Here is a 23,972-nt window from a genome sequence, read left to right on the forward strand (position 1 = left end):
CAATTTTTGAGCCGTATTCACGTTTTCTTATATTGTTTAATTTACACTATGTGTCATGAAGTACAGAACTACCCAGAGCGCTGTTATAGCAAGGCAACCAGCTAAAGGCTTTACCTTGATAGAGTTGGTCGTGGTGATCATTATCCTCGGCGTACTCGCTGTGGTGGCACTGCCTAAATTTATCAATTTCTCTACCGACGCACGTATCGAAGTGCTGCGTCAGGTGAAAGTGGCAACCGAAACTGCCAACGATTTCGTGAATTTTAAGTCCAAAATGCCTAGCTTTGGTTCGGTGGATTCATCTTCTGATGGGCGCATTACGGATGTCGATGTTAATGGCGACGGTAGTTACGATCTGCGCTTGATCTGGCGCTACCTGGATAATGAAGACCTCGCCGAGATGGTCGATTTTTCTGATGAATTGTTATTGATGTGTCAGGGCACTTGTAAGAACGGCTCCGGAGTCAATTTGCCTGGCTCCGCAAACTCTTATCTCGGCTTTGATCTGGATAGCAACAATGACGTACGTGATGACAACTGTTACTTCCAATACACTCAGGCTGCATCAGATGGTGCACTGCCGCAATACCAATTAATTACGGCAGGCTGTTAGCGGCGACTCGTTGCGAGAGTTCATTGTAGCGGCTCTCTGCAACCGATTTTCGAGTTGAATATAGCCTGTTAAACACCATCGATGGTGTCTGTTGGCATAGCCTCTATTACGAGTTTTTTATCTAGTTTTAGCCACTCTTTAACCTCCTGTTCTAAGCGCTCTTCTAACAACGGATGTTCCGTTAACCAAAGGCCATCAAAGCTTAGATACAAAGTGTCATCCTTGGCGTGGATCTGCGGTGTGGATAGATCGTCGCTACGATGCAGATGAAGCAGCGTGGATAGCCGCAAAATGAGCACCAGCTTAAGCACATCGTCCTGTTCAAATAGGGTAAACATTGGCAGCTCATCCGAGAGCTTTTTCCTGTGTTTTAACACTAGGTTCGCGAGTAGCTGCTGCTCTTCGGCGTTAAAACCGGGTAGCTCGGTGTGCTCCAAAATATAAGCACCGTGACGGTGGAAGCCTTTAAAGTGAATAGAGATGCCAATCTCATGCAGCAGAGCCGCCCAGTTAAGCAGCGGCTTGAGCTTTTTCCCATTCAGTTGCCAATCGCTCTTTAGTGCTTGATAGAGGGTGACAGCGGTTGTTTGCACGCGCACGGCTTGTACTTGGTCTACTTGATAGCGCTCTATTAGACTCATTGCCGTACGCTCACGAATGTCGTGATGGCGCATTCGCTCTTCCATCTCATAGACTAAGCCTTCGCGCAGGGCTGCTTCAGAAAACTGCATGGCGTCAATGCTAAGCTCGTGAAACAGTGCGATCAGGATCGCCAGGCCACTGGGCAGTACATTGGCTCGTTCGCTGGCTATTTCTGTAAACGTCTTTAGATCCACCTTGCCATCGTCACAAAACTTTTGTTTCAGTTTCTGCAGGCTTGCATCAGAGATGTTTGCGCTGTCTAACGTCATGACTTCCAGACAATAGGCGATCGCTTTAATCGTGCCGGAACAACCCAAAGCCTGCTTCCAGGATACTTTCTTGTAGCTGCTGGCGATGGGGGCGATGAGTCTGCCTGCGGCGAATTCTGCTTGTTTGAACTGTTTGTTGGTGATTTTGCTGGCATCGAAAAATCGCTCGCTAAAGGTGACACAGCCGACATCCAGACTATTTAGCTTTAATGGAGTAAAACCTTGACCAATAATGCATTCGGTACTGCCTCCGCCTATGTCAACGACTAGCCGGTGCTCTTTACCCGGTTGGGTATGTGCCACGCCTTGATAGATCAGGCGCGCTTCTTCTGAGCCTGAGATAACTTCTATGGGGCAGGGCAGCAGAGCGCGTGCCTGGCGGAGAAACTCTCGTCGATTGCGTGCTTTGCGCAGCGTATAGGTGGCGACGATACGAATATCATCCGCAGCGATATCTTTGAGCCGCTCGCTAAACTGTTTGAGCGTATCTAGCCCTCGAACGATCGCCTCATCACTTAACTGGTCATTATCATCCAAGCCTTGTGCAAGCTGCACGCGTACCTTCTCTTTGCCAAGGATCTGAAAGTGGCCGCTAATAAAACGCCCGATCAATAGGTGAAAACTGTTGGAGCCTAAGTCAATGGCGGCGATCGGCGCTGGCTCTGTTTCATCATTCATTATCTGCTTTTCGCTCTGCTTTTAAATTCGCTTCTATGGATGGAGATCTCACCCTCATATTGGAAAGACAATAGTCGATCACTGTGGTTATCGCCTTGGCTATTCGCCTATTAATTGCTGGTGCTGTTGGTCATCAGCCGTGGTGCCCAGTGCTATTTTCCGTTATCAAAGAGAAATAAGTATTTGGCATATGCTAGATACTACGCTATAAATAGCATATGCCATTTAGGAGGCGATATGCCTAGACCCAGAATTCCTCGTGCCGTATGCGGTTACCCCGCTAACAGCTGCTTTAAGCCAAACGGTGTGCCTATGGCACAGCTCGAACAGATCACCCTCGCGTCTGATGAATATGAAGCGCTACGTTTAGTGGATCTGGAAGGGATGCAGCAACAGCAAGCTGCGGTACAGATGGAAGTATCGCGCCAAACTCTGGCCAATATTCTTAAATCTGCTCGTTTCAAAGTGGTGGATTGTCTGACTCAGGGTAAAGCGCTAATGATGCAAGCTAGTGATGATTAGGAGTACTTATGATTACCGCAATACCTATGGATAGTGACACCGTTGCTTCTCATTTTAGTAAGGCCACCAGTTTTGTCTTTTTCAACGAAGAGGGCAAAGCGATCGGCAGCAAACAAAATCCAGCCCTGAGAGCTAACTGCCAGGGCAAAGCTAAGCTGCTGCAGATGCTGGCTGAATATCGTGTTGAGCGACTCGTGGTGCGCAATATCGGTGAGAAGATGTTGCAACGTTTGTTGTCGTTATCTTTCTCCGTATTTCATTTAAGCAGTGGGCGCGTTGATCTATCTGAAGTGGTTAAACGGAATAGCCCATTAACGCCACTAACTCATTTTTCCCAAGGGCGTCCTTCGATAAATGTCCATGGCAAAAATAAAGAGGGGCATCAGTGCTGCGGCCATAAGCACGATGAACAGGACGTAACAACAGAATCCTGTTGTCAGGAAAACGCCGAGGCCGAGCAGTGCGGTTGTGGTAGCCACGGGCATCACCAAGGCAAAGGGAAGGGTAAAGGATGTGGTCATGGCCACAGTCATGAGCACCGTCACGATCATAGCCACGGGCATGGTGATGGCAAAGGCTGCAAAGGCGGGCGGAACAAAGGGGCTGGCAAATGCTGCCATTCTTGATCCGTTGGCTACCTCAGATGTTACTGAGTCTGGCTATCGTCGGTGCCAGCATGGCGCTACTTTGGTGGCGTTTGGCGAGCATCAAGCAACGCCCGTTAGCTGCTGCTGAGCAAAGTGATATCGCGTCAGTTGGGCGTGGTGCTGTATCGAGTAACGCCCTCTGTGGCTGCCAGCAGCGCTGCAGTGATCATCTTTATCAGATAAGTGAGCCGACGGATGTCTGAGTTAGTGCCAGCGGTTGCGGCGGCCAACCATCAGTCGTTAGCCGCTTCTCACCAGCAGTGTATTGCTTGCGGTGATCCACAAATGAACCCGCTGACGCTCGGTTTGGGGTTCTCTACCACGTCAGCATCGAGCGTTGCTGCAGATTGTCGGATCACTGCAGCGTGGCAAGGCTATTCGGGGATCATGCATGGTGGCGTGATCTCCACGCTGTTGGATGCAGCAATGACCCACTGTCTGTTTCATCACGGGGTAAAAGCACTGACGGCAGAGCTGAACGTGAAGTTTGTGCGGCCTGTGGCTGTCGGTTTACAACTGCATGTTTCAGCGGCGCTGGTTAAACAGCGCAGAGCCGTGTTCTGGCTTAATGCTGAGCTGGCTGACTCATCTGCTATCTACGCAACCGCTGCTGCGAAATTTGTGCGTGCGGAGTGCTAGCTGCATCAGCCTGCAAGCTCAAAGTTGTTGCGCTTAGGCTTATAATCACTCAATCGTTAGCCCAGCATCTTGTAATAGGGCTTTAAGTGGCTCGCATTGTGTTTTGTAGCGATGCCAGCGGCCGATTGAGTTGCTGTTCATCGGTTGGCGTACTTGTACTGCACTAGCTGTCGCGACGGGGGCGCTATTGAGGTGGAAATCGATACAGCCTTTTTCAAATGACAAACCACAAAATGTAAGTATGCGTTTGATCTCTTGCTCGGGTTCGGCGACTAACATTTCATAGTCAACACAGAGTAACTTATCACTCAGTTTTTTCTCCCAAAACTTCATTAGCTGGTCAAACATCAGGTAATAACGCCCAGTGTCTAGTAGATCATATGAGTAGTTGTAGTAGCTGAAGTTGAGGGCAAATAGCTGACGAAAGTTACTGAGGCAGGTATCCATTGGATTGCGCCGCAGGTAGATTAATTTGGCGTTGGGTAAGGCGCTATGGATAAAACCGAGGTAGAAAAAATTCAGCGGCATCTTGTCAGTGAAGTGACGATGCCCCTCTGTTTGCGGTCTCGTGCTATTGATGTAGGTTTGACCAAGCTCAGCGAAGTCAATATTCATTGCCTGAGCAATCGTTTCTGTGTCCAAGACCTGTTTTGAGGTTGTATTTGCGCTGCGCTTCATCGCTACGCCAAAATTTTGTAGCTCGCCAGCGGTGAATACCTTGCTGTGGCTTGAAATTATGCGATCAACCAAGGTGGTACCTGAGCGGGGCATACCAGTAATAAATATTGGCTGGTCATCGCTACACCCTTTTGCTGCATCAAACTGATAGTCAGCGAAAGCCCGCTCCATAGCGTCAAATAGCTGCTGGTCATGTTGAATGAGATAGTTGAGTTGTTTTTTTTTCGCTTGGTTGCCGCGGCTGAGGGCTTTGAAGGCTTTCTCATAGTCAGCCAACGCTTCGTACTCTTTTAGCAGGGCATGCCCTAGGTGTACCTGGCCATCAATACTCTTGCTTTGCTGCATCAATCGCTCAAGGCGTTGAATATGATTGTTGCTGGCATCGATACCCCCAAGATCGGCAAGCGATGAGTGGGCAGCATACAACTGCGGATTAATAGATATTACCTTTTCGTAGGCGTCGCGGGCTTGTTCGAAGTCGCCAGTGAAGCGTAACGAGGCCGCGAGGTTGTACCAGTAGCCTGCGTTTTTTGGTTTGAGTGCTGTGCAGCGTTGAAAATATTTCGCAGCTTGTTGATGCATGCCAATACGGCTGTAAACCACACCTATGGTGTCTAATGTCAAGGCGTCTGTTGGCTGAAGTGCAATCGCTTTTTCCAGAGTAGCTGATGCAGCTGTTGAGTTGTTGAGCATCGCCTGAACACGGGCCAGTTGTGCATAGTATTCAGCATTTGCGGGGGCAAGTTTGCTTGCGTGCTCTATTAAGCCTAACGCTTTGCTCATCTGTTGCATGGAGAAAGCGATCATACCTAGTAGAAAGTGGGCATCGGCATGATCTGGTTTTAATTTGAGCATAGCTAAGCAGTATTGATGTGCTTCGCGAAACGCCTGTTTGTTCAGAGCCTGTTGTGCAGCGAGATGAAGCTGTTGTAGCGAAGGATTCGGCAAAATATGACCTGTTTAAATCACAAAGTTTGAGCGCCTTGTTGTCATCGCTTCGACGAGGCGGTTAGGCGGTTGTAACATGAAAAGCGGCAGCGGGTAAACGCTGCCGCTTTACGAGTTGCTGAGCTAATCAGTCACCAAAGAAGTAGGTAACATTGAGACCTACAGTGCGTGGTTCATTGACGTAATGACCATAACGACGAAGGTCGAAGTCACCGACTTGACGGATCTTGCTATAGTCTTCACGTACTGATGTGAGTGCATATTTGTCAGTGAAGTTATCGGCATATAAGGTGACAACCCAATCATCGAAACTGAGTTTGGCTGATAGGTTATGGATGGCGTAACCGGCAAGGGATTCGCCAAAATCTCTTTCGCCAGTTTTTGTTAGTATGTCGCTTTGCGCCGTCATGGTGTAACCAATTTCAAGCTGTTTGCCATTCCACACTTCGGTTTTGTAGGTGGCACCAGCAGAGAATTGATGTTCTGGTGAGCCGGGTAAGCGATCACCGTCTTCGCCGATACCTGCAGCATCTTCGGTCAATTCAGCATTGGTGTAAGCGTAGGTACCGTAAACGATTACTTCATCGGTAAGCAGGTAACGGGCAGAGGTTTCCACACCACGGCTCATCGCTTCTGCGCCATTAATCGTAATCGGTAAGCCGCCATTCTCTGTACGTCCATCTACTTGAAGATCGTCCCACTCGATATAGTAGAGCGCTGCATTTAGCTCGAGCGTGTTATCCAATAGCGCACTGTGCAAGCCAATTTCGTAGTTATTGGTTTCATCAGGTAAGATCAGTACTTCATTAGGCAGAGCACAGAGGTTCTGCCCCTGATTTTGATCCGGTTGACATTCGGCGACCGCATTCACACCACCGATACGATAACCTTCGCTATACGTGGCATAGATAAGAACATCTTCATCGTATTGATAGGCCAAATTACCTTTCAGCAGGGTGCCGTCGTCCGTTGCATTGGCTGACACTAGATCTGGGTTTATATCATCTGGGCCAGCACCGTAGATGGTGTTAAGCAGCGGCAGGTCGAAGCCCTGAGTGACATCATCTTCGTAATCGTAATAGCGCCCACCCAAGGTCAGGCTTAATTGATCTGTCAGACCAAAAGTAACCTCACCAAATAGGGCCTTTTCGGTCAGCTCTTGATCTAGAACTGAGTAGTATTCGAGATTGTCTGGACGGTTCACATCCCAGAACTCTGGTAAACCGGGGACAAACTCTTCCGAGGTTGCATCGTTTTCGAACTTATTATAATAAGCGCCGACAATCCATGAGAATGGACCCTCGTCGGTAGAAACTAAGCGTAATTCCTGGGTTAAAGTCTTCTCTTCGCCGATCTCTCGGGTAAATGCGGCAAACGAAGGGAAATCTTCGTAACCGTATTCAAAGTCGAGTAGCAGATCTGTCTGGTCACGCTGTCCCTCTTCGTCATACTTGGAATAACCTGTTGCAGACACCAGTTCAGCAAAACCAAGGTCATAGCTTAGCTCTAAGCTAATAAGTTGGTTTTTAACTTCGTTAGGCTCTTCAAAGCGGTAGGCATTTTCATATTTTCCGGTATTAAATGCCGCGGTGTGAACTAATGAGCGCCCTTCCGGTTTCTCTTTCTGGTAGTAGTAATTAAGCGTGCTATCGAGTTCTGATATGGGACTCCAACGCAGAGAGGCGCGACCGTAAACGGTTTCGTTGCCATTGTTGTCCGCTTGCTTACGCAGATTCGTGCTGACATCTGTAGGGTTGCTGAAGTCTGGCTGTGGGTTAGATACGCCGGGCTCACGAACGATATAGTTGTAGTCTATAAAGCCAGACTCTTCGACGTAGCCCATTGAACCGCGGAAGGCGAAGTCCTCACCGAGGGGGAAATTAAATACGAAATGACTTTCGTAATTCATATCATCAGCGTGGCTGGTTTGTGAGACACCACCGGTGATGTTGGCTTCATACGCGTCAAATTGTGGTTTGACAGGTATATAACGGATCGCTCCAGCCAGTGTTCCTGCTCCGTAGAGCGTACCTTGTGGCCCAATCAATACTTCGACTCGTTCCATGTCATTGAGAAAAAGATCAACATAAACAGGGATCTCGCCGACGTAGGTACCGACTGTGCCGCCACCACTATTAGAGGTAGTTGGCCCTAGTGAACTGGTATTTAAGCCACGGACAATAATCTGATCGGGACCACGCCCACCTTGGTCAACCACATTCAGACCTGGCACCCATTTCGCGACGTCGACTAAGTCTGTGATCCGGTTGTCGGCCAGCTGATCGCCACCCAAAGCGGTGATATTTAGTGGTATCTCCTGCACGGTATTAACGCGACGAGAGGCGGTTACAGAGATCCGTTCCAACCCTTCGGTATCATCTAGATTAGGCTCGTCTTCAGCGTATACAGGGGTGTGTAGCACCCCAGCGATAGCGACGCAAACAGCGCTCCGTTTAAACTTGGCAATCGGCATATTGATCTTCCAATTATGTTTTTATTAGGTGTTTCTCTGGAGAGTGAGCTTCACTGGCGATATGTTAGTTAGGCATCTCGCGCTACGTTGGTGAGGCTCACTTAGGTAATGCTTCAAAAAAGTGCGAATTGATCTCTATTTGAATCAAAGAGCAACAAATTCGATACATTTACGTAACATTTATAGGGCTAGCATTAATCGTGCCTATTACTTTGGGAATAGGTTGTGCTATTTGGCTTGGCTATTTAGTGCGAGCTTTTGAGCGCCATTATTTTGAGCGCTACCGCAGCAGATCCAAAAGACGGGGCTTCTTTATTAGAATGGTGGAGCGTTCTTGTTGAAGCTCTGAGTGTTGGGTTTGCTGTGTGTTTAATGGGTGTAGAGATGGGAGATTGAGTGCAACTACGTGACTACCAACAGGCTGCCGTTGATGCGGTGTTGACGCACTTCCGCAGAACCGATGACGCGGCGGTCATTGTGTTGCCTACCGGTGCGGGGAAAAGTATCGTTATCGCCGAGTTGGCGAGACTGGCACGGTTTCCGATTTTGGTGCTGGCCCACGTGAAAGAACTGGTAGAGCAAAACCACGCAAAATTTCAGGCCTATGGCTTTGATGGTGGTATCTATTCTGCCGGTTTAGGGCGCAAAGAAAGCCAACATGCTGTGACCTTCGCCAGTGTGCAGTCGCTGAGTCGTAATCTGCAGCAGTTCAGCGGTTACTATTCACTGTTAATCGTTGATGAGTGCCATCGCATCAGCGAAGAGAGTGAAAGCCAATATCAGCAGGTGATTAGTCATCTGCGTCAGCAAAATCCGCAGCTAAAAGTGCTGGGCCTAACCGCCACCCCCTACCGTTTAGACAAAGGCTGGATCTATCAGCAACACCACCACGGTTATGTGCGTACAGACCAATCTGTGCCTTTTAAGAAATGTGTCTATGAACTGCCATTGCGCCACTTGATCTCACGGGGTTACCTGACACCGCCAACCGTGATTGATGCGCCTGCTGCGCGCTACCAGTTTGATGAGTTGCCCAAAGAGTACACGGAAGCCGAATTGGATCAGTTTCTGGCTCGTTGCCCGCGAGTTACCAAGGCGATCTGTGAGCAGTTGTTGGTGTTGGCTGAGCAGCGCCGAGGTGTGATGGTATTTGCCGCCAGTGTTAATCATGCCGCAGAGATTGCCCGTTATCTTCCTAATGCTGAAACAGCAGTGATTACTGGTGCCACACCGGGTAAACAGCGCGACCTGCTGATTGAACAGTTTAAACAGCAGCAGCTGAAATTTTTGATCAATGTTGCGGTACTGACGACCGGTTTTGATGCGCCCCATGTGGATTTGATTGCCATTTTGCGCCGTACCGCGTCGGTGAGTTTGTATCAGCAGATCGTTGGTCGTGGCCTACGTCTTTATGACGGCAAAGATGATTGTTTGGTGATTGACTATGCAGGTAATAATTATGACCTGCATCAGCCGGAAATCGGCATTGTGCGGCCAAACCCAAACAGTGAACTGGTGCAGGTGCTGTGCCCTGAGTGTGGTTATGGCAATCTGTTTTGGGGACTAAAGGATGCTGATGGTGATGTGATTGAGCATCATGGCCGTCGTTGTCAGGGCTTGGTGAATGATCCTGCCGATGCAGAGCAACAGATCCAGTGTGGTTTTCGTTATCAATATAAAGAGTGCCCGCAGTGCAATGCACAAAATGATATTGCGGCGCGACAGTGCCATGATTGCGGCGCGCAGCTGATTGATGCGGATAATTTGCTACGGCAGGCATTGCAGTTGAAAGATCGCAAAGTGCTGCGTTGTGCGGGAATATCCGCTCAGGCGGATGGCGAGTTGCTGACACTGATTTATCACGATGAGGATGGCGTAGAATTAAAAGAGCGCTTTGATTTTGCTAGCGCTGGGCAGCGGAAAAAGTTCAATGAGCTGTTTTGTCGTCGGGTGACGGCCAAGCCGCAGCCTTTGGCCGCGGCGGTAGAGGTGGTCGATCAAATTGCTGATCTGGTCGCGCCAGATTTTGTGATCGCCCGTCAGCAGAAAAAATTCTGGAAAATCGAGCACCGTATTTTTGATTATCAAGGGCCTTATCGCAAAGCTCATCAAGCTTAGTGATAAGGGCCACAGCTATTTGGGGGTGGCTGACTTAGATAGGCTGTTCAGGCTCATTGTTATCTGTATCAAGCATTAGCGATAGCGCCTCTTGTGATTCAATGTCATCACCACGAATTAGCCAAACTGAGCCTAGCGCTAAGACATAGAACAGAGCCATCAAACCTGCCAACGAGGCATGAATGCCGCTGACTTTATTGAGTGCTTCCGCTCGATCAATTTCGGCCACAATAGCCCAGCGAAAAGTGTCAAAGTCGATATAGTCATAGGCAGATAAAACCGGTATGCCGCGATAGTCTGGTATATGCATAACCCCGGCATTACCCGCCAAAGCATTCTCAATGGCCGGTGTTTTTACCTGTTTTTGGAGAACGGTAGAGGAGCTTTCAAAGCGAGAGTCGCTGCGCATGAGATAGTCTTGACCAACTAAATAGGTTTCACCTGACTCGCCCATTCCCGCTTTAAAATGCATGATCTGGCGTAATTCATCTGTGGGTAGCTGAAATACCAGTACTCCTAAAACCTGATCGTTTTTGTTACTCATCGTACGTGCGATAAATATCGTAGGCGCATCGCCACTCGGTTGGTAGTGGGCAATGTCACTGATAACTACTTTGCCAGGTGTTGCCATCGCTCGCTGAAAAGTGGTGGACAGTAAGGTATCTCGCCATGAATCATCCAGCAACGCCGCACCAAAATCGGCCTCTTTTTCGACGCTGTAAAGCGTATTTCCATTTGGGGTGATCAATAACGCATCGTAATAACCGCGTTCAGTCACAAAGCGGCGAGCCATAGGATGAAGCTCTACATGTATCTCGTTGTAACGGGAGTTTTTAATGCCGGTATCAACCAGCTCTCGGTATTGACCTTTCGGGTGCGGATTTTTTTCGACATACACTTCGCGCAACCTAGCGCCTGGGTCTCCCTGTGTCGCCGCATAATTATCCCACAGGGCGTTGAGTTCAGCTTGCTTACTGACCAATTTGGGGTTCAAACTCCAGAAGGTTAGCTCGGTACTGGCGGTTTCGAAATAGGTCAGCAGAGCCTGCTTGCGCAGGCTGTTAATCAGTTGCAGTCGTTGCGCTGATTCATCTAATTGGCGATTGGTGAGGAGGTGGGTAATAAAGATGCCACTGCTGATAAACAGCAGCGCCAGAATGAGAGCGGTGATTAGCCAAGATCGTAGTGATAAGTTCCGTACCATGTTGCTACTCCATCCCATTCGCGAAGGCTAAACGATCTCGAACCAGCGTGTTCACCGCCTGCCAGGTAAAGCTGAAATGTTCAAACTCCTCTTGGGTCACCTTATCTTTCGAGAGATCAGTGACTACGGTGTTGAGGATTTTGACCAGTTCATCTTTAAGCTCATGGAGCTGAGCATTTTCTTGTGTTTGTTGCGCTTGTTCCGCGATATTCATCAGCTGCAGTGTGTATTCACTAACCCGTACTTTTCGTCGGCGCATTACCCGTGAGCGGAGCGCTAGTCCCAATGATGAAACAAAAGCGCCTACGTAAATAAACGACGCCAGCATGCGAGTGTTCTTTTGTAGGAATCCTGGTTTTTCGCGATCGTAATAGCCTTGAGCACCGGGATGTAGCGGGATAGGAATATCAGAGTCATCAGTAATAGGTCTAATAAACCCGGCTAATTTACTGTGCGCTGCTAACTCAGAATGATGTTCAAATAACAGCGCTGTGAGTTCATTGACCACCTCATAGTCGAGGTCTTTGTGAGCCAGTAAAACTCGATCCAACACGGCTGTTGGTAGATCTCGTTCCGGTACGGGAGGCGATCCCCGATACGCGCCGGCAGGCACAACACCAGCGCTTAAAGAGGAGTGTCGTAGAGACAGCGCTTCAGCATGCTCGATTGGTACAATATGCATTTGCTGATTTCTCACCAGCGCACGGATAGCGCGGTTGCCTGGCGCCCGTACTCGATAAGCGGCGTCAACCTGTCCCATTACCATGGCGAAATTAGCGGCTTCTTCTGACATAGGCAAAGCCGTTAAATCATCTTGCGTGAGGCCATAATGGTCGGCCACAAACCAGAACGAATCGTGTTGGCCACTGATTAGTGGTGCCGTCACCACAAACTTGCCCTGTAATTCGTTGAAGCTATTTATGTTAGATGCATCGTTGACGATGAGCTGGTAGGCATCAACAAATAGCGAGGCCACTGCGGTACTCTTTTCATTGACCTGTGCATCCGCTTGTGTGGTTGCGAAGTCAACGTGACCGGCTTGCAATAAGCGGATGTTGTCTGATGAACCGCCAGTCTCAAAAACATCTATTTGGGAGAGCTCATTCTGCTGGTTATAGACTTTAGCAATGGCAGAGGCCAGCTCAAACGATTCGCTGTGACGTGGCCCTGCAGCGATTGTCAGCCGTGTTTCTTGCGTTGATATGAACCAGAGCACTGTGGCGCTTATTAGTGCCAGCCAAATTAGGCCCAAAATAAACAGACGTGTGCGAATGGCTCTATCTCCTAGGTCGTGCGGTTAATATTGGCGACTATTTAGCCGTGGTTATTGGTGCTTATTTCAGCATGATAGCACGATACAAAGCGACTGCTTTGGCTTGTTAAATATCGCTTATCAACGGCTGCTGGATTACTCGTAACGGTTAATCTAAGTCGCGTAGAGGATGATCTATTGAGACATAGCGCTTAAAACGATTATGAAACTTATAGCAGCCGTGAATAAACCTTGTCCTCCTGTTTAGGCGTTGGTGTAGACTGCGGAAAACTATTCATTATTGACATGCTTTCATGGCTATTTCAGCTATTGTCCGGGACAAAATACTGCAAGTAACGGGAGCCGAACGACTGGCAGAGGTTACCCCTATTCAAAGTTTATGGGGTGGATTAGGGGAGCTATTTAGGGTCTCATTGGTGCATGTTGACAGCATGAGCGACAATACCAACATTCCCCAACTTAGCTCCGTTGTTGTTAAGCATATCCTCTTTCGTGCGCCGGTAGACCATCCCAGAGGTTGGAATAGCGATCTCTCGTTTCAACGCAAAATGCACTCTTACGATGTGGAACAGCATTGGTATCAGATTTATGCTGATTCATGTTTGCCAACATGCAGAGTACCCCGCTGTTTATTTGTCGAACGCCATGCAGACGAAATGCTGTTGGTACTAGAAGATCTCGCTATCGATTTTCCTGAGTTGATTGAGCAGCCTAATGTCCTGCAGATAGAGGCCTGCATCTATTGGCTGGCCAATTTTCATGCCCGTTTTCTTGACCAAGCGGCGGATGAATTATGGCCGGTAGGCGGTTATTGGCATTTAGACACTCGGCCTGATGAATTAGCGGCGATGACAGATTTACGCTTACAGCAAGCGGCACCAGCGCTTGATGGCGCGATCAAACAATGCCGCTATCAGACGCTGATCCATGGTGATGCCAAGCTGGCGAATTTCTGCTTCTCGGCAGATGGTAAACGAGCCGCAGCGGTTGACTTTCAATATGTCGGCCAAGGCCCAGGTATCAAGGATCTGATGCTATTCATTAGTAGTGCGGTGCCGCCAGCGTTATGTGAAGAATGGCAAGAACCGTTGTTGGATACCTATTTCCGTTTTTTATTCGAAGCGTTGCAGCGACAGAGCAAGACAGCCGTTGTTGATTGGCCAGCGCTGGAGCAGGAGTGGCGCTTTATGTTTGCGATCACCTGGGCTGATTTTCAGCGCTTTGTTCAGGGCTGGTGCCCAGACCATTGGAAGATAAATGACTACAGCCGAAGCCTCACCGAGCAAGCATTGCTAGCGTTAGATCAAGTCGCAGCAGAGCCGGCTAGTGTGAACCCCATCGTGGCGTCGGATAATAAGGTCGATCATGACTGAGCAAGCTAACGCTGAATTGTCGATACAGGAGCTAAAACTATTGCTGGTTTATGCCAGTAAAGCCGCCACCGCTGCCGCCCGCTATATTCAGAGTTTTGACCGCTCAGCGCTGCAAGTACAGGACAAGGTTGGCGGTGACAGCTTGGCTTCACAAGTGGTGACGCAGGTGGATATTGCGTGTGAACAGCTGATTAAGCTGCACTTACAGCCGAGCTGCGAGCAATGGCAGATTGCTTTGCTTGGCGAAGAAAGTGCCGATGAGTATGGTCACGCTCAGCACCCCAGATTAACCAGGGATTACTTCTGGTGTATTGATCCGCTGGATGGCACTTTGCCTTTTATTGAAGGTGGCGCTGGTTACGCCGTTTCTATTGCTTTGGTATCTAAGCTAGGCCAGCCGTTACTGGGGGTGGTGGCGCATCCGTCCAGTAATAATTTATATCAAGGGGTTGTGTGCGGCAGTGAGCATCTGCTCTATAAGAATGGCTTGCCTTGGCAACCCAAGGGCATCGGAGGCAGCCAGGTTCACAACCTGTTTCCGGCGACTGAGCAAGATCATAGCCAACCCATATTGAGCTGTTTTTTTGACCGTAGTTTTGTTCAGCAAGCCAATTTCAAAATACTAATGTCTCGGCTTGAGCAACAGGTTCAGTTATTAGGATACTCGGCGATAGACATAGCCCATGATGCCGGTGCTGTGATGAACGCGATACAGGTGCTGGAACATCCGTCCGCCTGCTACTTTAAATTACCGAAGACCCATCCTGGCGGCGGTAGTTTGTGGGATTTTGCCGCCACCGCCGCTATTACAAGCGCCGCAGATGGCTGGGTTAGTGATATTTATGGTGCGCCGCTGGATCTTAATCGTTGTGATTCTACTTTCATGAATCATCGTGGTGTGTTGTATGCGACTGATAGCCGTATCGCCGAGATGATCATGGCGATAGCCAATAGAGGTCAGCTTTAATACTGCGATTGAGGTGAGATTGTAGAGGTGCAATCAATGACTCCATGAACGAACTGCGGGGGCGACCCAGATCACCTGAGCCGTCCCGTGTTGCATTGTGATCCACTCCTTAGATGCACAGCTAAGCGTCAGAACCTGCCATTTTTAGCCCAGAATACAGAATGTTGCTGTCAGTGCTGGCATACGTTTCTGCTACGTCATTGCCATAAAGGTTCATCTGCTGTTGCTCGCCTGGATTGCCAAAGAATGCATCTTTCCCAATAGCTTGCGGCAGCTCGACAGATCCGATGTTGTTTTCTTTAAATGCCTTATCGCCTAGCGTTGTTACGCTTTCAGGTATTGATAAACCACTTCATGAGGAAACTTTCTGTTCTATAAAGGGAGTGCGCTTGCGGCAAGTGCTAAGGTCACACTGGCACCGTTCGCACTGGCTAGCATAGTGCGTAGTTCTTGCGCGGAGATCAGGTGCTTGCGGATCTGCTCGCCTTCTTCCACCAGTCCGCCAATTTTATTGACATCTACTTGGCTGAGGTCTGCTTCGACAAGGAAAATGGTGGTTGTTTCGGTACTGATGCCGGGGCTTAGGTAAAAACGGCCGAGCTTGGTTAAGGCCGATCCGTCTAACGCGAGTTCAACTTCTTCTATCGTTTCTCTGAGTGCTGCTTGTTCCGCGGTTTCACCTTCATCAATCATGCCTGCCACCATTTCGATCAGGCTTGGTCCTTGGTCTATTGCGCCAGGGCGAAACTGAGAGACCACTAACACTGAGTCGGTGTTGCGATCATAAGGCAGCACTGCGACTGATTGACCGCGCTGAACACATTCAACGGTTTTTGTTTGGCCGTTTTGTGATACTTGCCATTGCTCTACTTTGGCGTAGCCGTTGTACATTTTCTTTTTCGAGATAATTTCGATATCCATATGTTTTCCTGTTTAGTCCTTTTTATGACCCTGCATCACGCGCTCGAAGGTCGTAATGCCTGTTTGTTGAATATGATAAAGCACGGTGGGTGAACCCCGCCCCTGGATCCGTTTTCCAGTATCTACCAGCAAATTGGTTGCCAATAATCTGTCTCTAAAGGCCTTCTTATGTAGCTTGTTTTGCAGTAGTTCTTCATAAATCCGCTGTAATTCGGGAAGTGAGCAGGTTGGCTCAGCGAGATACAGTGGTTGACTGGTATACAGTGCTTTACTGGAGAGGCGCTCGACGGCGAGTGTAACTAATTGGTTATGATCAAAAGGGAGCGCGTGATCATTATTTTGTTGATTTTTGTCCCCTTTGTTCTGCTCCTGCGCAGTACTGTTTGCATAGTGTCGCGCTGGTACCCAGCATTGTTCATCAGATACCAAGGCCGAACGAGAGAAGGGCACCAGTGCTAAGTGCAGCACTGTCATCGACCAACCTCTGGGGTCGCGTTTGGCATTACCGACAGTGCAAACCTGCTCGATATGCGCGGGTTCAACGCCGACCTTGTTGATGATCAGGCGGCTAACTGTATCTTGCAGTTGCTCGTCTGTGTTTTCAAAAACATATCCGCCAGGTAAGGCAAAGCAGTTTGGAAAGGTATCGCTGTCTGCCTTACGTCGCCAGAGCAGTAGTTCAAGTTGTCCTGTGCCAACGTCAGGGTTGATCCGAAACAGCGCGACATCAACGGTTGCAAACATCGTACTACCCTCCTTGGTAAAGCTGATGCTGGTGGATCACATCGCGTACGGCAGGAGTGACCCACTGGCTAATGTCCTCATCATTGGCGATTCGTGCTCTGACCAATGTGCTTCTGATTGGCGCGCGTTCGTTCACAACAACCAATGGCCAATTCGCTAAAAGCTCGTCGGAACGGTGGAAGCTAGAGAAATTATTTGCATTGTCAGGGCCTACTGCCAGAGCGAAAGATGCCGCAGGGTAGGCACGTTGCAGATGCTCCATTAGCGTCATACTGTAGATCGGTTTATCTGCTTGCTGTAACTGATCTTCAATGGCCATGAGTTGAACTGCGGGATTGTCCAAGTCACCTATAAATGCAGCCACCATCTCGCAGCGTACCTCATAGCTGGCCATCTCTTTTCCCCATGCATGCTTAAAGCTAGGTACAAGCCATACTTCGAAACCTTGTTCCGTTAGCTGGGAAATAGCATCTTGATGTCCGCGAGTAGGGGGGTTAAATGCGGATCCGAATACCGCAATTTTTTGTGTCGTCCTATCTGACATGTTGATCACAACCTGTTGCTGCTGTTGAAGAGACACAGAAAAGCGGATTAGCTAGCTTGTGTGTCATGGCTCAGAGTTATTGAGGCTCATCATAGTTGACAGAAAGGTATTTTTGCAATACCTTTCTGCTTAAAGGTGTTTTAGAGATACCAATAAGCGTGGCGATAAGGCTATGTATGGAGAACGGAATTATGAATAAACGGAACTTGATTGCATCGATAGATGTTGATCCGCAAAAGACATTCACGCCCTTGTGCCCCAATGAACTGCCTGTGCCTGGGGGCGATGAAATTGGTCCTGCACTTAATGCGATGGCGAGTTTTGCCGATCTCCGTGTCGTGACTAAGGACGCTCATAGCCCCAGCGCGCCTTGGGTGGTGAAAAGCCACGACGAAATGCTCCAGCCACTGGCTATGCCAAACGCGGATCTGACATGGGTGGCTCATGCGGTACCCGGTACAGTTGGTTTTGAACTGTTAGATGAATTGCCAGCGTTAGAAGCGTACGACTTTCATGTCTATAAGGGCATGGAGCCTGAGATGCACCCCTACGGAGCTTGCTACCACGATTTGAATGATCGTATGTCGACGGGACTGATCGAGTGGTTGCGCTGCAAGCAGGTCACCACAACGCTAGTGGCCGGTTTAGCACTCGACTACTGTGTTAAAACGACGGCTATTCAGCTCAAAAATGCAGGCTTTAATGTCATCGTGGTGATTGAAGCCTGCAGAGGTATTGCAGATGAAAGCATTCATGCGGCACGCCTTGAGCTTGAACAAGCAGGTGTGAAAATCTGTGAAAACGTGGTTGAGTTGCCCAGCTTCCTGGGTGATGCTGTCGCCCCTGCCAATGGTTAAAGGAGAAACCAATATGTTTGGCCGTACCAGTGTTCAGAGTATGTTAGACACCGATTTTTATAAGTTGACGATGGGGCAAGCTTATTTGCACCAAATCCCCGGTGCTGAAGCGGAATGGGAATTCAAATGTCGCACCGATGAAGATTTAACTCCTTATGTCAGCCTGCTGCGGGCGGAATTAGAAGGATTATCTGAGCTCTATCTGACGGATGATCAGTACAACTACCTTGCTAGCAACTTTTCTTTCTTGTCACCAGACTATCTGCGTTGGTTGCAGCTGTTCCGTTATGATCCCTCTTTGCTCTCCTTGAACGCCGTCAATGGCCAGTTACAAGTGACCGCAAGAGGCCCGCAATTGCATGTGTCGCCTTTTGAAATCCCTTTAATGGCGTGCCTTTCTGAGATCCGTAATCGGCAACGGTATCCTGAGGTCGACAGTGATCTGATTAGAAAGTCGACCTATACCAAGATAAAGCAGCTGGAAGCCCTTGGGGATAAGTGTGATTTATCCGATTTCCGATTTGCCGATTTCGGTACTCGTCGTCGTTTTTCTTTTTCGGCACAAAAACAGGTAGTGGATATGCTAACGCAACAGCTACCTCAGAATTTTGTGGGTACGTCTAACCCGTTGCTTGCAAGGGAGTTTGGCGTTAGCTGTATTGGTACGATGGCTCACGAATGGTTTCAAACCCACCAGCAGCTAAATTATCGTTTAGTCGACTCTCAACGTGCGGCATTGGATAATTGGGTGACGGAGTATCGCGGAGATTTGGGTGTTGCTTTGACGGATATTATTGGCGTCGATTCCTTCTGCAACGACTTGGACCTATATTTCGCTAAGTTATACGATGGCTATCGTCATGATTCCGGTGATCCCATTCTTTGGGGTGACAAGATCATCGCCCGTTTAGAAGCTTTGAAAGTCGACCCAAGCCAGAAGACGCTGGTATTTAGCGATGGGCTTAATTTTGAAAAGGCAGTGGCGATATATAGTCATTTTCAAGGCAGGATTAAAACCAGTTTTGGTATTGGGACCTGGCTGATGGGCGACTTTGGCGTGAACAAGCCGATGAACATGGTGATGAAGATGGTGCGTCTAAATGGTCATCCAGTGGCGAAGATCTCCGATAGCCCTGGAAAAACAATGTGTCGAGACCGCAGTTTTCTGGAATATTTAATGAATACGTTTGCGGTTGATATGGATGTGCGGACCAAAGTTCTGGCCAATATCTAAGAGAGAACAAATGAAAACAACACTGAGAATAGGTACCGCCAGCTTAAATACCGTTGCTTTGGACTTACAGCACAATGCCAGCCTTATTGAACAGGCCATGGCCGATGCTGCGCGACAAAATATTGAACTGCTGTTGATGCCTGAGTTGTGCCTGAGCGGCTACGGCTGTGAAGATATGTTTTTCTGTAGTGATTGGTTGGCGGATGTAGAGAAAGCACTGATTACTATTTGCGAGCAAGTGCCCGCAGGCTTGCTAGCTACCGTTGGTTTACCGCTGCGTTACCCGGGTGGCCAGGTGTTTAACGCTGTCGCGCTGATTGCTACCGGGCGCATTCTTGGCATCGTATGTAAGCAAACATTGGCCCGTTCCGGTATCCACTATGAGTCGCGCTGGTTTGCGCCTTGGCCGGTGGGGCAGTCCACTGAAATTATGATCGGTGGGCAGCAGGTACCGATTGGTGATCAGGCCTTTAGTATTGATGGCGTGCGGATAGGCTTCGAGATCTGTGAAGACAGCTGGGTGGCCGCCAGACCCGGGCGTCAGCTCTACCAACGCCAAGTCGATGTGATCCTTAACCCTTCTGCCAGTCATTTTGCGTTAGGCAAGCATCAGGTGCGCCGTCGATTCGTGCAGGAAGGCTCACGGGCTTTCGGTGTCGTCTATGCCTATGCCAACTTACAAGGCTGCGAAGCGGGTAGGGCGGTTTACGATGGCGGCAATATGATCGCTTCAAATGGCGAGTTGGTGGCGGAAGCTCAGCGCTTACAGTTTGATGATGTCGTGGTCACGATGGCGGATGTGGATCTGCATGCAAACCGTACGCAACGCATAATCTCCAGCCAGTTGCAGTCCGATGTGATGCAGATTGACCTGATTGAACATGCTGGGATCTTAAAGCAACAAGCGGATTATCAGATCAGCGGTGCCATTGACTCGTTGCCAGTGCTGAGTGAGCACGACATCGTACTGCGAACAGGTGCGCTGGGTATGTGGGATTGGATGCGCAAGACAACCACCGCGGGCTATGCCATTAGCCTCTCTGGCGGCGCAGATTCGGCGCTGTGTGCCTCGCTGGTGTATTACGCTCACGCATTGGCTGTTTCTGAATTGGCACCAGAAGATTACGCCAAAGCGATGGCTATTTGTGGGTTTCAGTTTGCAGTACCAAAGGCAACAGAACAACGCCTGACTTGGTTGACGGAAACCGTACTTCCTCAAGTATTGACCACTGTCTATCAGGGCTCAGATAACAGCAGTGAAACGACCTCTGGTGCTGCCGCCGCCGTGGCTGGCGCGATAGGTGCCAAGCACATTAACTGGTCGATCTCCTCACTGGTGGAGGAGTACAGCGCCCGCATTAACGGTATTGATGGTGCCAAGCCGCTGAACTGGCAAGATGATGATCTGACTCTGCAGAATATTCAGGCGCGGGTGCGCAGCCCCGGTATCTGGATGGTGGCGAACCGGGAAAACAAACTGCTGGTGGCGACCTCAAATATGAGTGAAGCATCCGTGGGCTATACCACCATGGATGGTGACACCAGTGGCGTGCTATCACCCATTGGCGGCATCAGTAAAACTCGTGTGCTGTTACTGAACGAGTTTGTTGAAAAGCAAGGGGTGACCGTCAGACCGATTGACGCTGATGAATTCAGTTTGACCATTGATGCGTTAGGCTTTGTTAACCGTCAGCGACCGACGGCAGAGCTACGTCCGGTTGAACAAACCGATGAAGCCGATCTGATGCCATTCCCAATACTCGATGAGATCCGCAAGCTGGGACAGGTGCAATACCTCAATCCACAGGGGGTGTTAAACCGTCTCGCTGATGGCCCGTTGGGACAACCTTATGAGCGCCAGCAGCTGATCGATTGGGTTAAACGCTATTACCAGCTGTATTGCCGCAACCAGTGGAAGCGTGAACGTTTGGCCGTTGGATTTCATATCGAATCAGACAGTGCCGATCCTAAGTCTTACCGACGCTTCCCCGTGCTTAACTCACAGTTAAAGCGTGAGTTGGCGGGGCTGAAGTGACCCTCTGTTTTAGTGGGTTTGGTTTGCGCTAAGCTCACAACGAAAGCCCTTTGATAAAACAAAGGGCTTTTTTACTGGAGTTACTAGCGACTAATTCTTCTTCATCAGTTCAGCAAATCGAGTTGAAGCGAAATTTAGCCCAGCACTGCCGCCGCCGAGTAAGCCGCCAGTGATCAGCACATCGGCGAACCTGACCAAGTTACCGTGAACGCCACTGATTTCAGAGATATTGGACAGGATATCCGCCAGTATACTGAGCCCAAGCGAGGCGAGCACGATGCCTGAAATAAAGACAAAGAAGGTGACATCCCGATTGCAGGTAGATTGATGCCTGGCAAGGGAGAACTCGTAACTGTGCTTCAGGCAGAGCAGGGCTGCTCGGTATTCGTCCGCGTTGTCATCCGGCGCGATCAGTAGGCCAAACATCCCTTTATCTAAGACCTTTCTGGCCACTTGTATCTCCCGTTCAAACACCATCTTCAGTACATTAACGTGTTGCTCATCGTCGGCGAGCGTCTCCTTAATTCGGGATATTCTGAGTGTCCAATCGGCGACTTTACGGTTGCGGTAGTTGCTTACAAATACTGCCGCAGCTCGTTCGACAGCCACCACAATAAATAGATACTTAAGAAAGATATCACCGCCTTTTTCAACTAACTCGGGATTAACGGACAGAAGTTCGACGTCGGAGTAACCCCAATGAAAAGCAGCGATGGCGCCGAGTACTATGATTGCCACTATGGTGTAGAGCCGCCATGGCAGCTCATTGCTATCAGAGAGGGGGGTGAGTTTATCTCTATTCCCATCAGCCATTAGATCTCCCTCCTATGTAACAGACGAGAATCCAACTTTCATCACGACGCTGGTTGCTGCAATTCCGCAGAGCGCCTCACTTAAAGTGTAGAAGTGAGTTGTATGTTTGTCGGTGTGTGATGGCCAAATTCAGCGGATCTGTTCGCCGGACTATGGCTTGTAGGTCATTATCCTGTCGCAGTTTCTGACGTCGAAGTGCAACCAGGATACATCCAGTTCGATGCTGCCTATTAGCTCGAATTCGTGTTGCCTCGGAGCGGCTAAGATCTGTTGGCGTATGCTTTCAGCATCATGATCCTGAAACAGGCAATCCGCTGCCCGACCAAAGCTGTGCTGACTAAAAGGGCTGTAATAGGGACTGTCACTGGTTCTTAAACCGCTCCATTCGCGGTCACCCTGCCAGTAGTAGTTGTTTACTGTCATCGAACCAAACTTCTCCCTGAGCCTATCAAGGGTAATTAAGAGCCTGTCATCCAGCAGCTGCCACGCTTTTTCACCGCGCTTTTTAAAAACCGATTTAGGCACTAATTCATGGATCTGAAAGTGTTTGCACTTGTACATGATCGACTCCGTTCCGCCGGAAAGTAGTTGTTGCTGTTTAGCCTAGTCGATGTGCAGAGAAGAAACGGTATAAAGTGACTCGGTGAAGTCTAGTCATATGAGAAGTTGGCTGGTGGGGCTATAAGTTCAGGCATCGGAAACAGTTTGACCTAGCTATATGGAGTACCGGGCAGCTTTGTGGGCGTAGCATTGGCAAACCTACTTTCACCGGCGATAAGATGCGACTAGATGTCATTGAGCGATCGCCTTTGCATAACTTGTTGAAGGGCAAAGTGACGGATATCTCCATCGCTGCACTCAGGTTTTATGCCAGATCCATAGATGCTAGTCAGTTGCGGATCATGCGGCCATTGAATGAAGAGTTGATTCGCTTTTATCAAAGTCACGACCTTACTCTGTATCGAGGGAAAGCCAGTAATGTTCCGACTCACTTATGGTTAGATCTGTAGAAGGTAGTGGAGAATAACAATGTCTAAAGATACTCGTCCTAGACCTGGCACACCGGAGTTTCGAAGCTGGTTGCTGGAAGATGGCAAAAAATTTGTCGATAAGCTATTCAGTGCTGAAAAACCTGAGGGCTTCGAGGAAGATGGCTACATAGCGGGGCCCACTAAAGGTGAAAAACTTACACCTGAAAAATCTGCAGCAGAAGATGCGGCTATCGACAAAGCGCAGAAGCGAGCCCACTTAAAAGTCGAGAAGTAAATAGCGCCTGCCGAAAACCAAGCAACAAAAGGGCCTCCTTATGGGGGCCTTTGTCGTTTCATCTGCGCACTAATGCGTTACGCGTATTTCGTGCTCTTCAACAAAACTCTCTGATTGGAAGCTACCTATCAGTGTGCCCAGGGATAATGAAAATGCTATGAGGAAGCAAAGAGCGCCTGCGTGTGGGATCGCAAATTGTGTGTGTTTCCATAAAGGATAACTGGCAGCAAGAAGAAAAGCGGCAATGCTGTACTTATTCCACATGAAAAAGAACAAGATTTCAAAAGCCCAAATGGACTCCTTGGATTTGAAGATTTGTAATCCTAACCATGAATAGCCGATGGCGAGCGCTGTACCCAACATAAGTGCCAGTAACGCATAAAGAATAGAATGCTCGGAGTAAGTTGCTGTATACCAAAGGTGAAGCGAGTATCCCGTGGCAATTAACCAGATCAGTAGTAACGGTAAAATGACGAGTCCCATATCTCTTCCTTGATTATGGTGTGTTCTATAG

General features: G+C 49.0%; 24 protein-coding genes. 13 read left to right on the forward strand and 11 right to left on the reverse strand.

The genetic code is table 11. The features are described from left to right. Positions 1 to 55: 55 nt before the first annotated feature. Positions 56 to 613, forward strand: a complete 558-nt coding sequence (locus tag DU002_RS19585) for a type II secretion system protein (RefSeq protein ID WP_114338859.1) — start codon at positions 56 to 58, stop codon at positions 611 to 613. Positions 614 to 681: 68 nt separating this feature from the next. Here DU002_RS19585 and ppx read toward each other — a convergent pair whose 3' ends face one another. Beyond that, on the reverse strand, positions 682 to 2,202 hold the full coding sequence (gene ppx / locus DU002_RS13140) for an exopolyphosphatase (RefSeq protein WP_114338860.1): 1,521 nt from the start codon (positions 2,200 to 2,202) through the stop codon (positions 682 to 684). Between the two features lie 237 nt (positions 2,203 to 2,439). On the opposite strand from ppx, the gene DU002_RS13145 reads away from it, so the two are divergent. From DU002_RS13145 to DU002_RS13160, 4 genes are read left to right on the forward strand one after another with little or no spacing between them, the layout of a single operon-like run. Further along, a complete protein-coding gene (locus tag DU002_RS13145; RefSeq protein WP_114338861.1) occupies positions 2,440 to 2,724 on the forward strand; it encodes a DUF134 domain-containing protein in 285 nt (94 codons plus the stop codon). Between the two features lie 8 nt (positions 2,725 to 2,732). Continuing rightward, positions 2,733 to 3,350 carry a NifB/NifX family molybdenum-iron cluster-binding protein gene (locus tag DU002_RS13150; RefSeq protein ID WP_114338862.1) on the forward strand — a complete coding sequence of 206 codons (618 nt, stop codon included), beginning with the start codon at positions 2,733 to 2,735 and terminating at the stop codon, positions 3,348 to 3,350. Next, positions 3,335 to 3,574, forward strand: a complete 240-nt coding sequence (locus tag DU002_RS13155) for a hypothetical protein (RefSeq protein WP_114338863.1) — start codon at positions 3,335 to 3,337, stop codon at positions 3,572 to 3,574. Before DU002_RS13150 ends, DU002_RS13155 begins: the two co-directional genes overlap by 16 nt. Next, a complete protein-coding gene (locus DU002_RS13160) occupies positions 3,567 to 4,010 on the forward strand; it encodes a PaaI family thioesterase (protein WP_199405246.1) in 444 nt (147 codons plus the stop codon). The genes DU002_RS13155 and DU002_RS13160 overlap by 8 nt, the downstream gene beginning before the upstream one ends. Before the next feature lie 45 nt (positions 4,011 to 4,055). On the opposite strand, the gene DU002_RS13165 is transcribed toward DU002_RS13160, so the two are convergent. Together DU002_RS13165 and DU002_RS13170 are read right to left on the reverse strand one after the other, a co-directional pair. Then, entirely contained in the window at positions 4,056 to 5,636 is a 1,581-nt protein-coding gene (locus DU002_RS13165; protein ID WP_114338864.1) for a tetratricopeptide repeat-containing sulfotransferase family protein, read from the reverse strand. A gap of 127 nt (positions 5,637 to 5,763) precedes the next feature. Next, complete coding sequence (locus tag DU002_RS13170; RefSeq protein ID WP_114338865.1) at positions 5,764 to 8,109, reverse strand: TonB-dependent receptor; 2,346 nt, start codon at positions 8,107 to 8,109, stop codon at positions 5,764 to 5,766. 396 nt (positions 8,110 to 8,505) lie between these two features. Between DU002_RS13170 and DU002_RS13175 the strand changes: the two genes are divergently transcribed. Continuing rightward, on the forward strand, positions 8,506 to 10,227 hold the full coding sequence (locus DU002_RS13175) for a DEAD/DEAH box helicase (protein WP_114338866.1): 1,722 nt from the start codon (positions 8,506 to 8,508) through the stop codon (positions 10,225 to 10,227). Between the two features lie 34 nt (positions 10,228 to 10,261). Here the strand turns inward: DU002_RS13175 and DU002_RS13180 are convergent, their stop codons facing one another. Continuing rightward, positions 10,262 to 11,431: a cache domain-containing protein gene (locus DU002_RS13180; RefSeq protein ID WP_158538059.1), complete on the reverse strand. Its 1,170-nt coding sequence runs from the start codon at positions 11,429 to 11,431 to the stop codon at positions 10,262 to 10,264. Between the two features lie 4 nt (positions 11,432 to 11,435). Beyond that, positions 11,436 to 12,704, reverse strand: a complete 1,269-nt coding sequence (locus DU002_RS13185; RefSeq protein ID WP_114338868.1) for a TAXI family TRAP transporter solute-binding subunit — start codon at positions 12,702 to 12,704, stop codon at positions 11,436 to 11,438. 293 nt (positions 12,705 to 12,997) lie between these two features. Between DU002_RS13185 and DU002_RS13190 the strand changes: the two genes are divergently transcribed. Both DU002_RS13190 and DU002_RS13195 read left to right on the forward strand, forming a co-directional pair. Next, a complete protein-coding gene (locus tag DU002_RS13190) occupies positions 12,998 to 14,077 on the forward strand; it encodes a phosphotransferase (protein ID WP_114338869.1) in 1,080 nt (359 codons plus the stop codon). Continuing rightward, positions 14,070 to 15,044 (forward strand): inositol monophosphatase family protein, encoded by a 975-nt coding sequence (locus tag DU002_RS13195; protein ID WP_114338870.1) that lies wholly within the window; start codon positions 14,070 to 14,072, stop codon positions 15,042 to 15,044. Before DU002_RS13190 ends, DU002_RS13195 begins: the two co-directional genes overlap by 8 nt. A gap of 372 nt (positions 15,045 to 15,416) precedes the next feature. On the opposite strand, the gene DU002_RS13200 is transcribed toward DU002_RS13195, so the two are convergent. Genes DU002_RS13200 through DU002_RS13210 form a run of 3 tightly spaced genes read right to left on the reverse strand, consistent with a single transcriptional unit; the run spans position 15,417 to position 17,253 of the window. Next, positions 15,417 to 15,965, reverse strand: a complete 549-nt coding sequence (locus DU002_RS13200) for an NUDIX domain-containing protein (protein WP_114338871.1) — start codon at positions 15,963 to 15,965, stop codon at positions 15,417 to 15,419. 12 nt (positions 15,966 to 15,977) lie between these two features. After that, entirely contained in the window at positions 15,978 to 16,709 is a 732-nt protein-coding gene (locus DU002_RS13205) for an NUDIX hydrolase (protein ID WP_114338872.1), read from the reverse strand. A 4-nt stretch (positions 16,710 to 16,713) separates the two neighbouring features. Further along, positions 16,714 to 17,253 carry a nicotinate-nicotinamide nucleotide adenylyltransferase gene (locus DU002_RS13210; RefSeq protein ID WP_147271862.1) on the reverse strand — a complete coding sequence of 180 codons (540 nt, stop codon included), beginning with the start codon at positions 17,251 to 17,253 and terminating at the stop codon, positions 16,714 to 16,716. Between the two features lie 191 nt (positions 17,254 to 17,444). Between DU002_RS13210 and DU002_RS13215 the strand changes: the two genes are divergently transcribed. Genes DU002_RS13215 through DU002_RS13225 form a run of 3 tightly spaced genes read left to right on the forward strand, consistent with a single transcriptional unit; the run spans position 17,445 to position 21,379 of the window. Next, positions 17,445 to 18,110, forward strand: a complete 666-nt coding sequence (locus tag DU002_RS13215; RefSeq protein WP_114338874.1) for a nicotinamidase — start codon at positions 17,445 to 17,447, stop codon at positions 18,108 to 18,110. Positions 18,111 to 18,123: 13 nt separating this feature from the next. Beyond that, positions 18,124 to 19,344: a nicotinate phosphoribosyltransferase gene (pncB, locus tag DU002_RS13220; RefSeq protein ID WP_114338875.1), complete on the forward strand. Its 1,221-nt coding sequence runs from the start codon at positions 18,124 to 18,126 to the stop codon at positions 19,342 to 19,344. Between the two features lie 10 nt (positions 19,345 to 19,354). Continuing rightward, the gene (locus DU002_RS13225) at positions 19,355 to 21,379 is read left to right on the forward strand and encodes a nitrilase-related carbon-nitrogen hydrolase (protein WP_114338876.1); all 2,025 of its coding nucleotides are present in this window, start codon (positions 19,355 to 19,357) and stop codon (positions 21,377 to 21,379) included. A gap of 90 nt (positions 21,380 to 21,469) precedes the next feature. Here the strand turns inward: DU002_RS13225 and DU002_RS13230 are convergent, their stop codons facing one another. Together DU002_RS13230 and DU002_RS13235 are read right to left on the reverse strand one after the other, a co-directional pair. Continuing rightward, a complete protein-coding gene (locus DU002_RS13230) occupies positions 21,470 to 22,192 on the reverse strand; it encodes a hypothetical protein (RefSeq protein ID WP_114338877.1) in 723 nt (240 codons plus the stop codon). A gap of 150 nt (positions 22,193 to 22,342) precedes the next feature. Further along, on the reverse strand, positions 22,343 to 22,753 hold the full coding sequence (locus tag DU002_RS13235; RefSeq protein WP_114338878.1) for a hypothetical protein: 411 nt from the start codon (positions 22,751 to 22,753) through the stop codon (positions 22,343 to 22,345). A gap of 218 nt (positions 22,754 to 22,971) precedes the next feature. On the opposite strand from DU002_RS13235, the gene DU002_RS19285 reads away from it, so the two are divergent. Beyond that, entirely contained in the window at positions 22,972 to 23,202 is a 231-nt protein-coding gene (locus DU002_RS19285) for a hypothetical protein (RefSeq protein WP_147271863.1), read from the forward strand. A 19-nt stretch (positions 23,203 to 23,221) separates the two neighbouring features. Beyond that, positions 23,222 to 23,458 carry a hypothetical protein gene (locus DU002_RS13240; protein ID WP_114338879.1) on the forward strand — a complete coding sequence of 79 codons (237 nt, stop codon included), beginning with the start codon at positions 23,222 to 23,224 and terminating at the stop codon, positions 23,456 to 23,458. A 69-nt stretch (positions 23,459 to 23,527) separates the two neighbouring features. Here DU002_RS13240 and DU002_RS13245 read toward each other — a convergent pair whose 3' ends face one another. Further along, positions 23,528 to 23,941: a hypothetical protein gene (locus DU002_RS13245; RefSeq protein ID WP_114338880.1), complete on the reverse strand. Its 414-nt coding sequence runs from the start codon at positions 23,939 to 23,941 to the stop codon at positions 23,528 to 23,530. Between the last annotated feature and the right edge of the window lie 31 nt (positions 23,942 to 23,972).

The organism is Corallincola holothuriorum (genome assembly GCF_003336225.1).
Classification (GTDB): domain Bacteria; phylum Pseudomonadota; class Gammaproteobacteria; order Enterobacterales; family Neiellaceae; genus Corallincola; species Corallincola holothuriorum.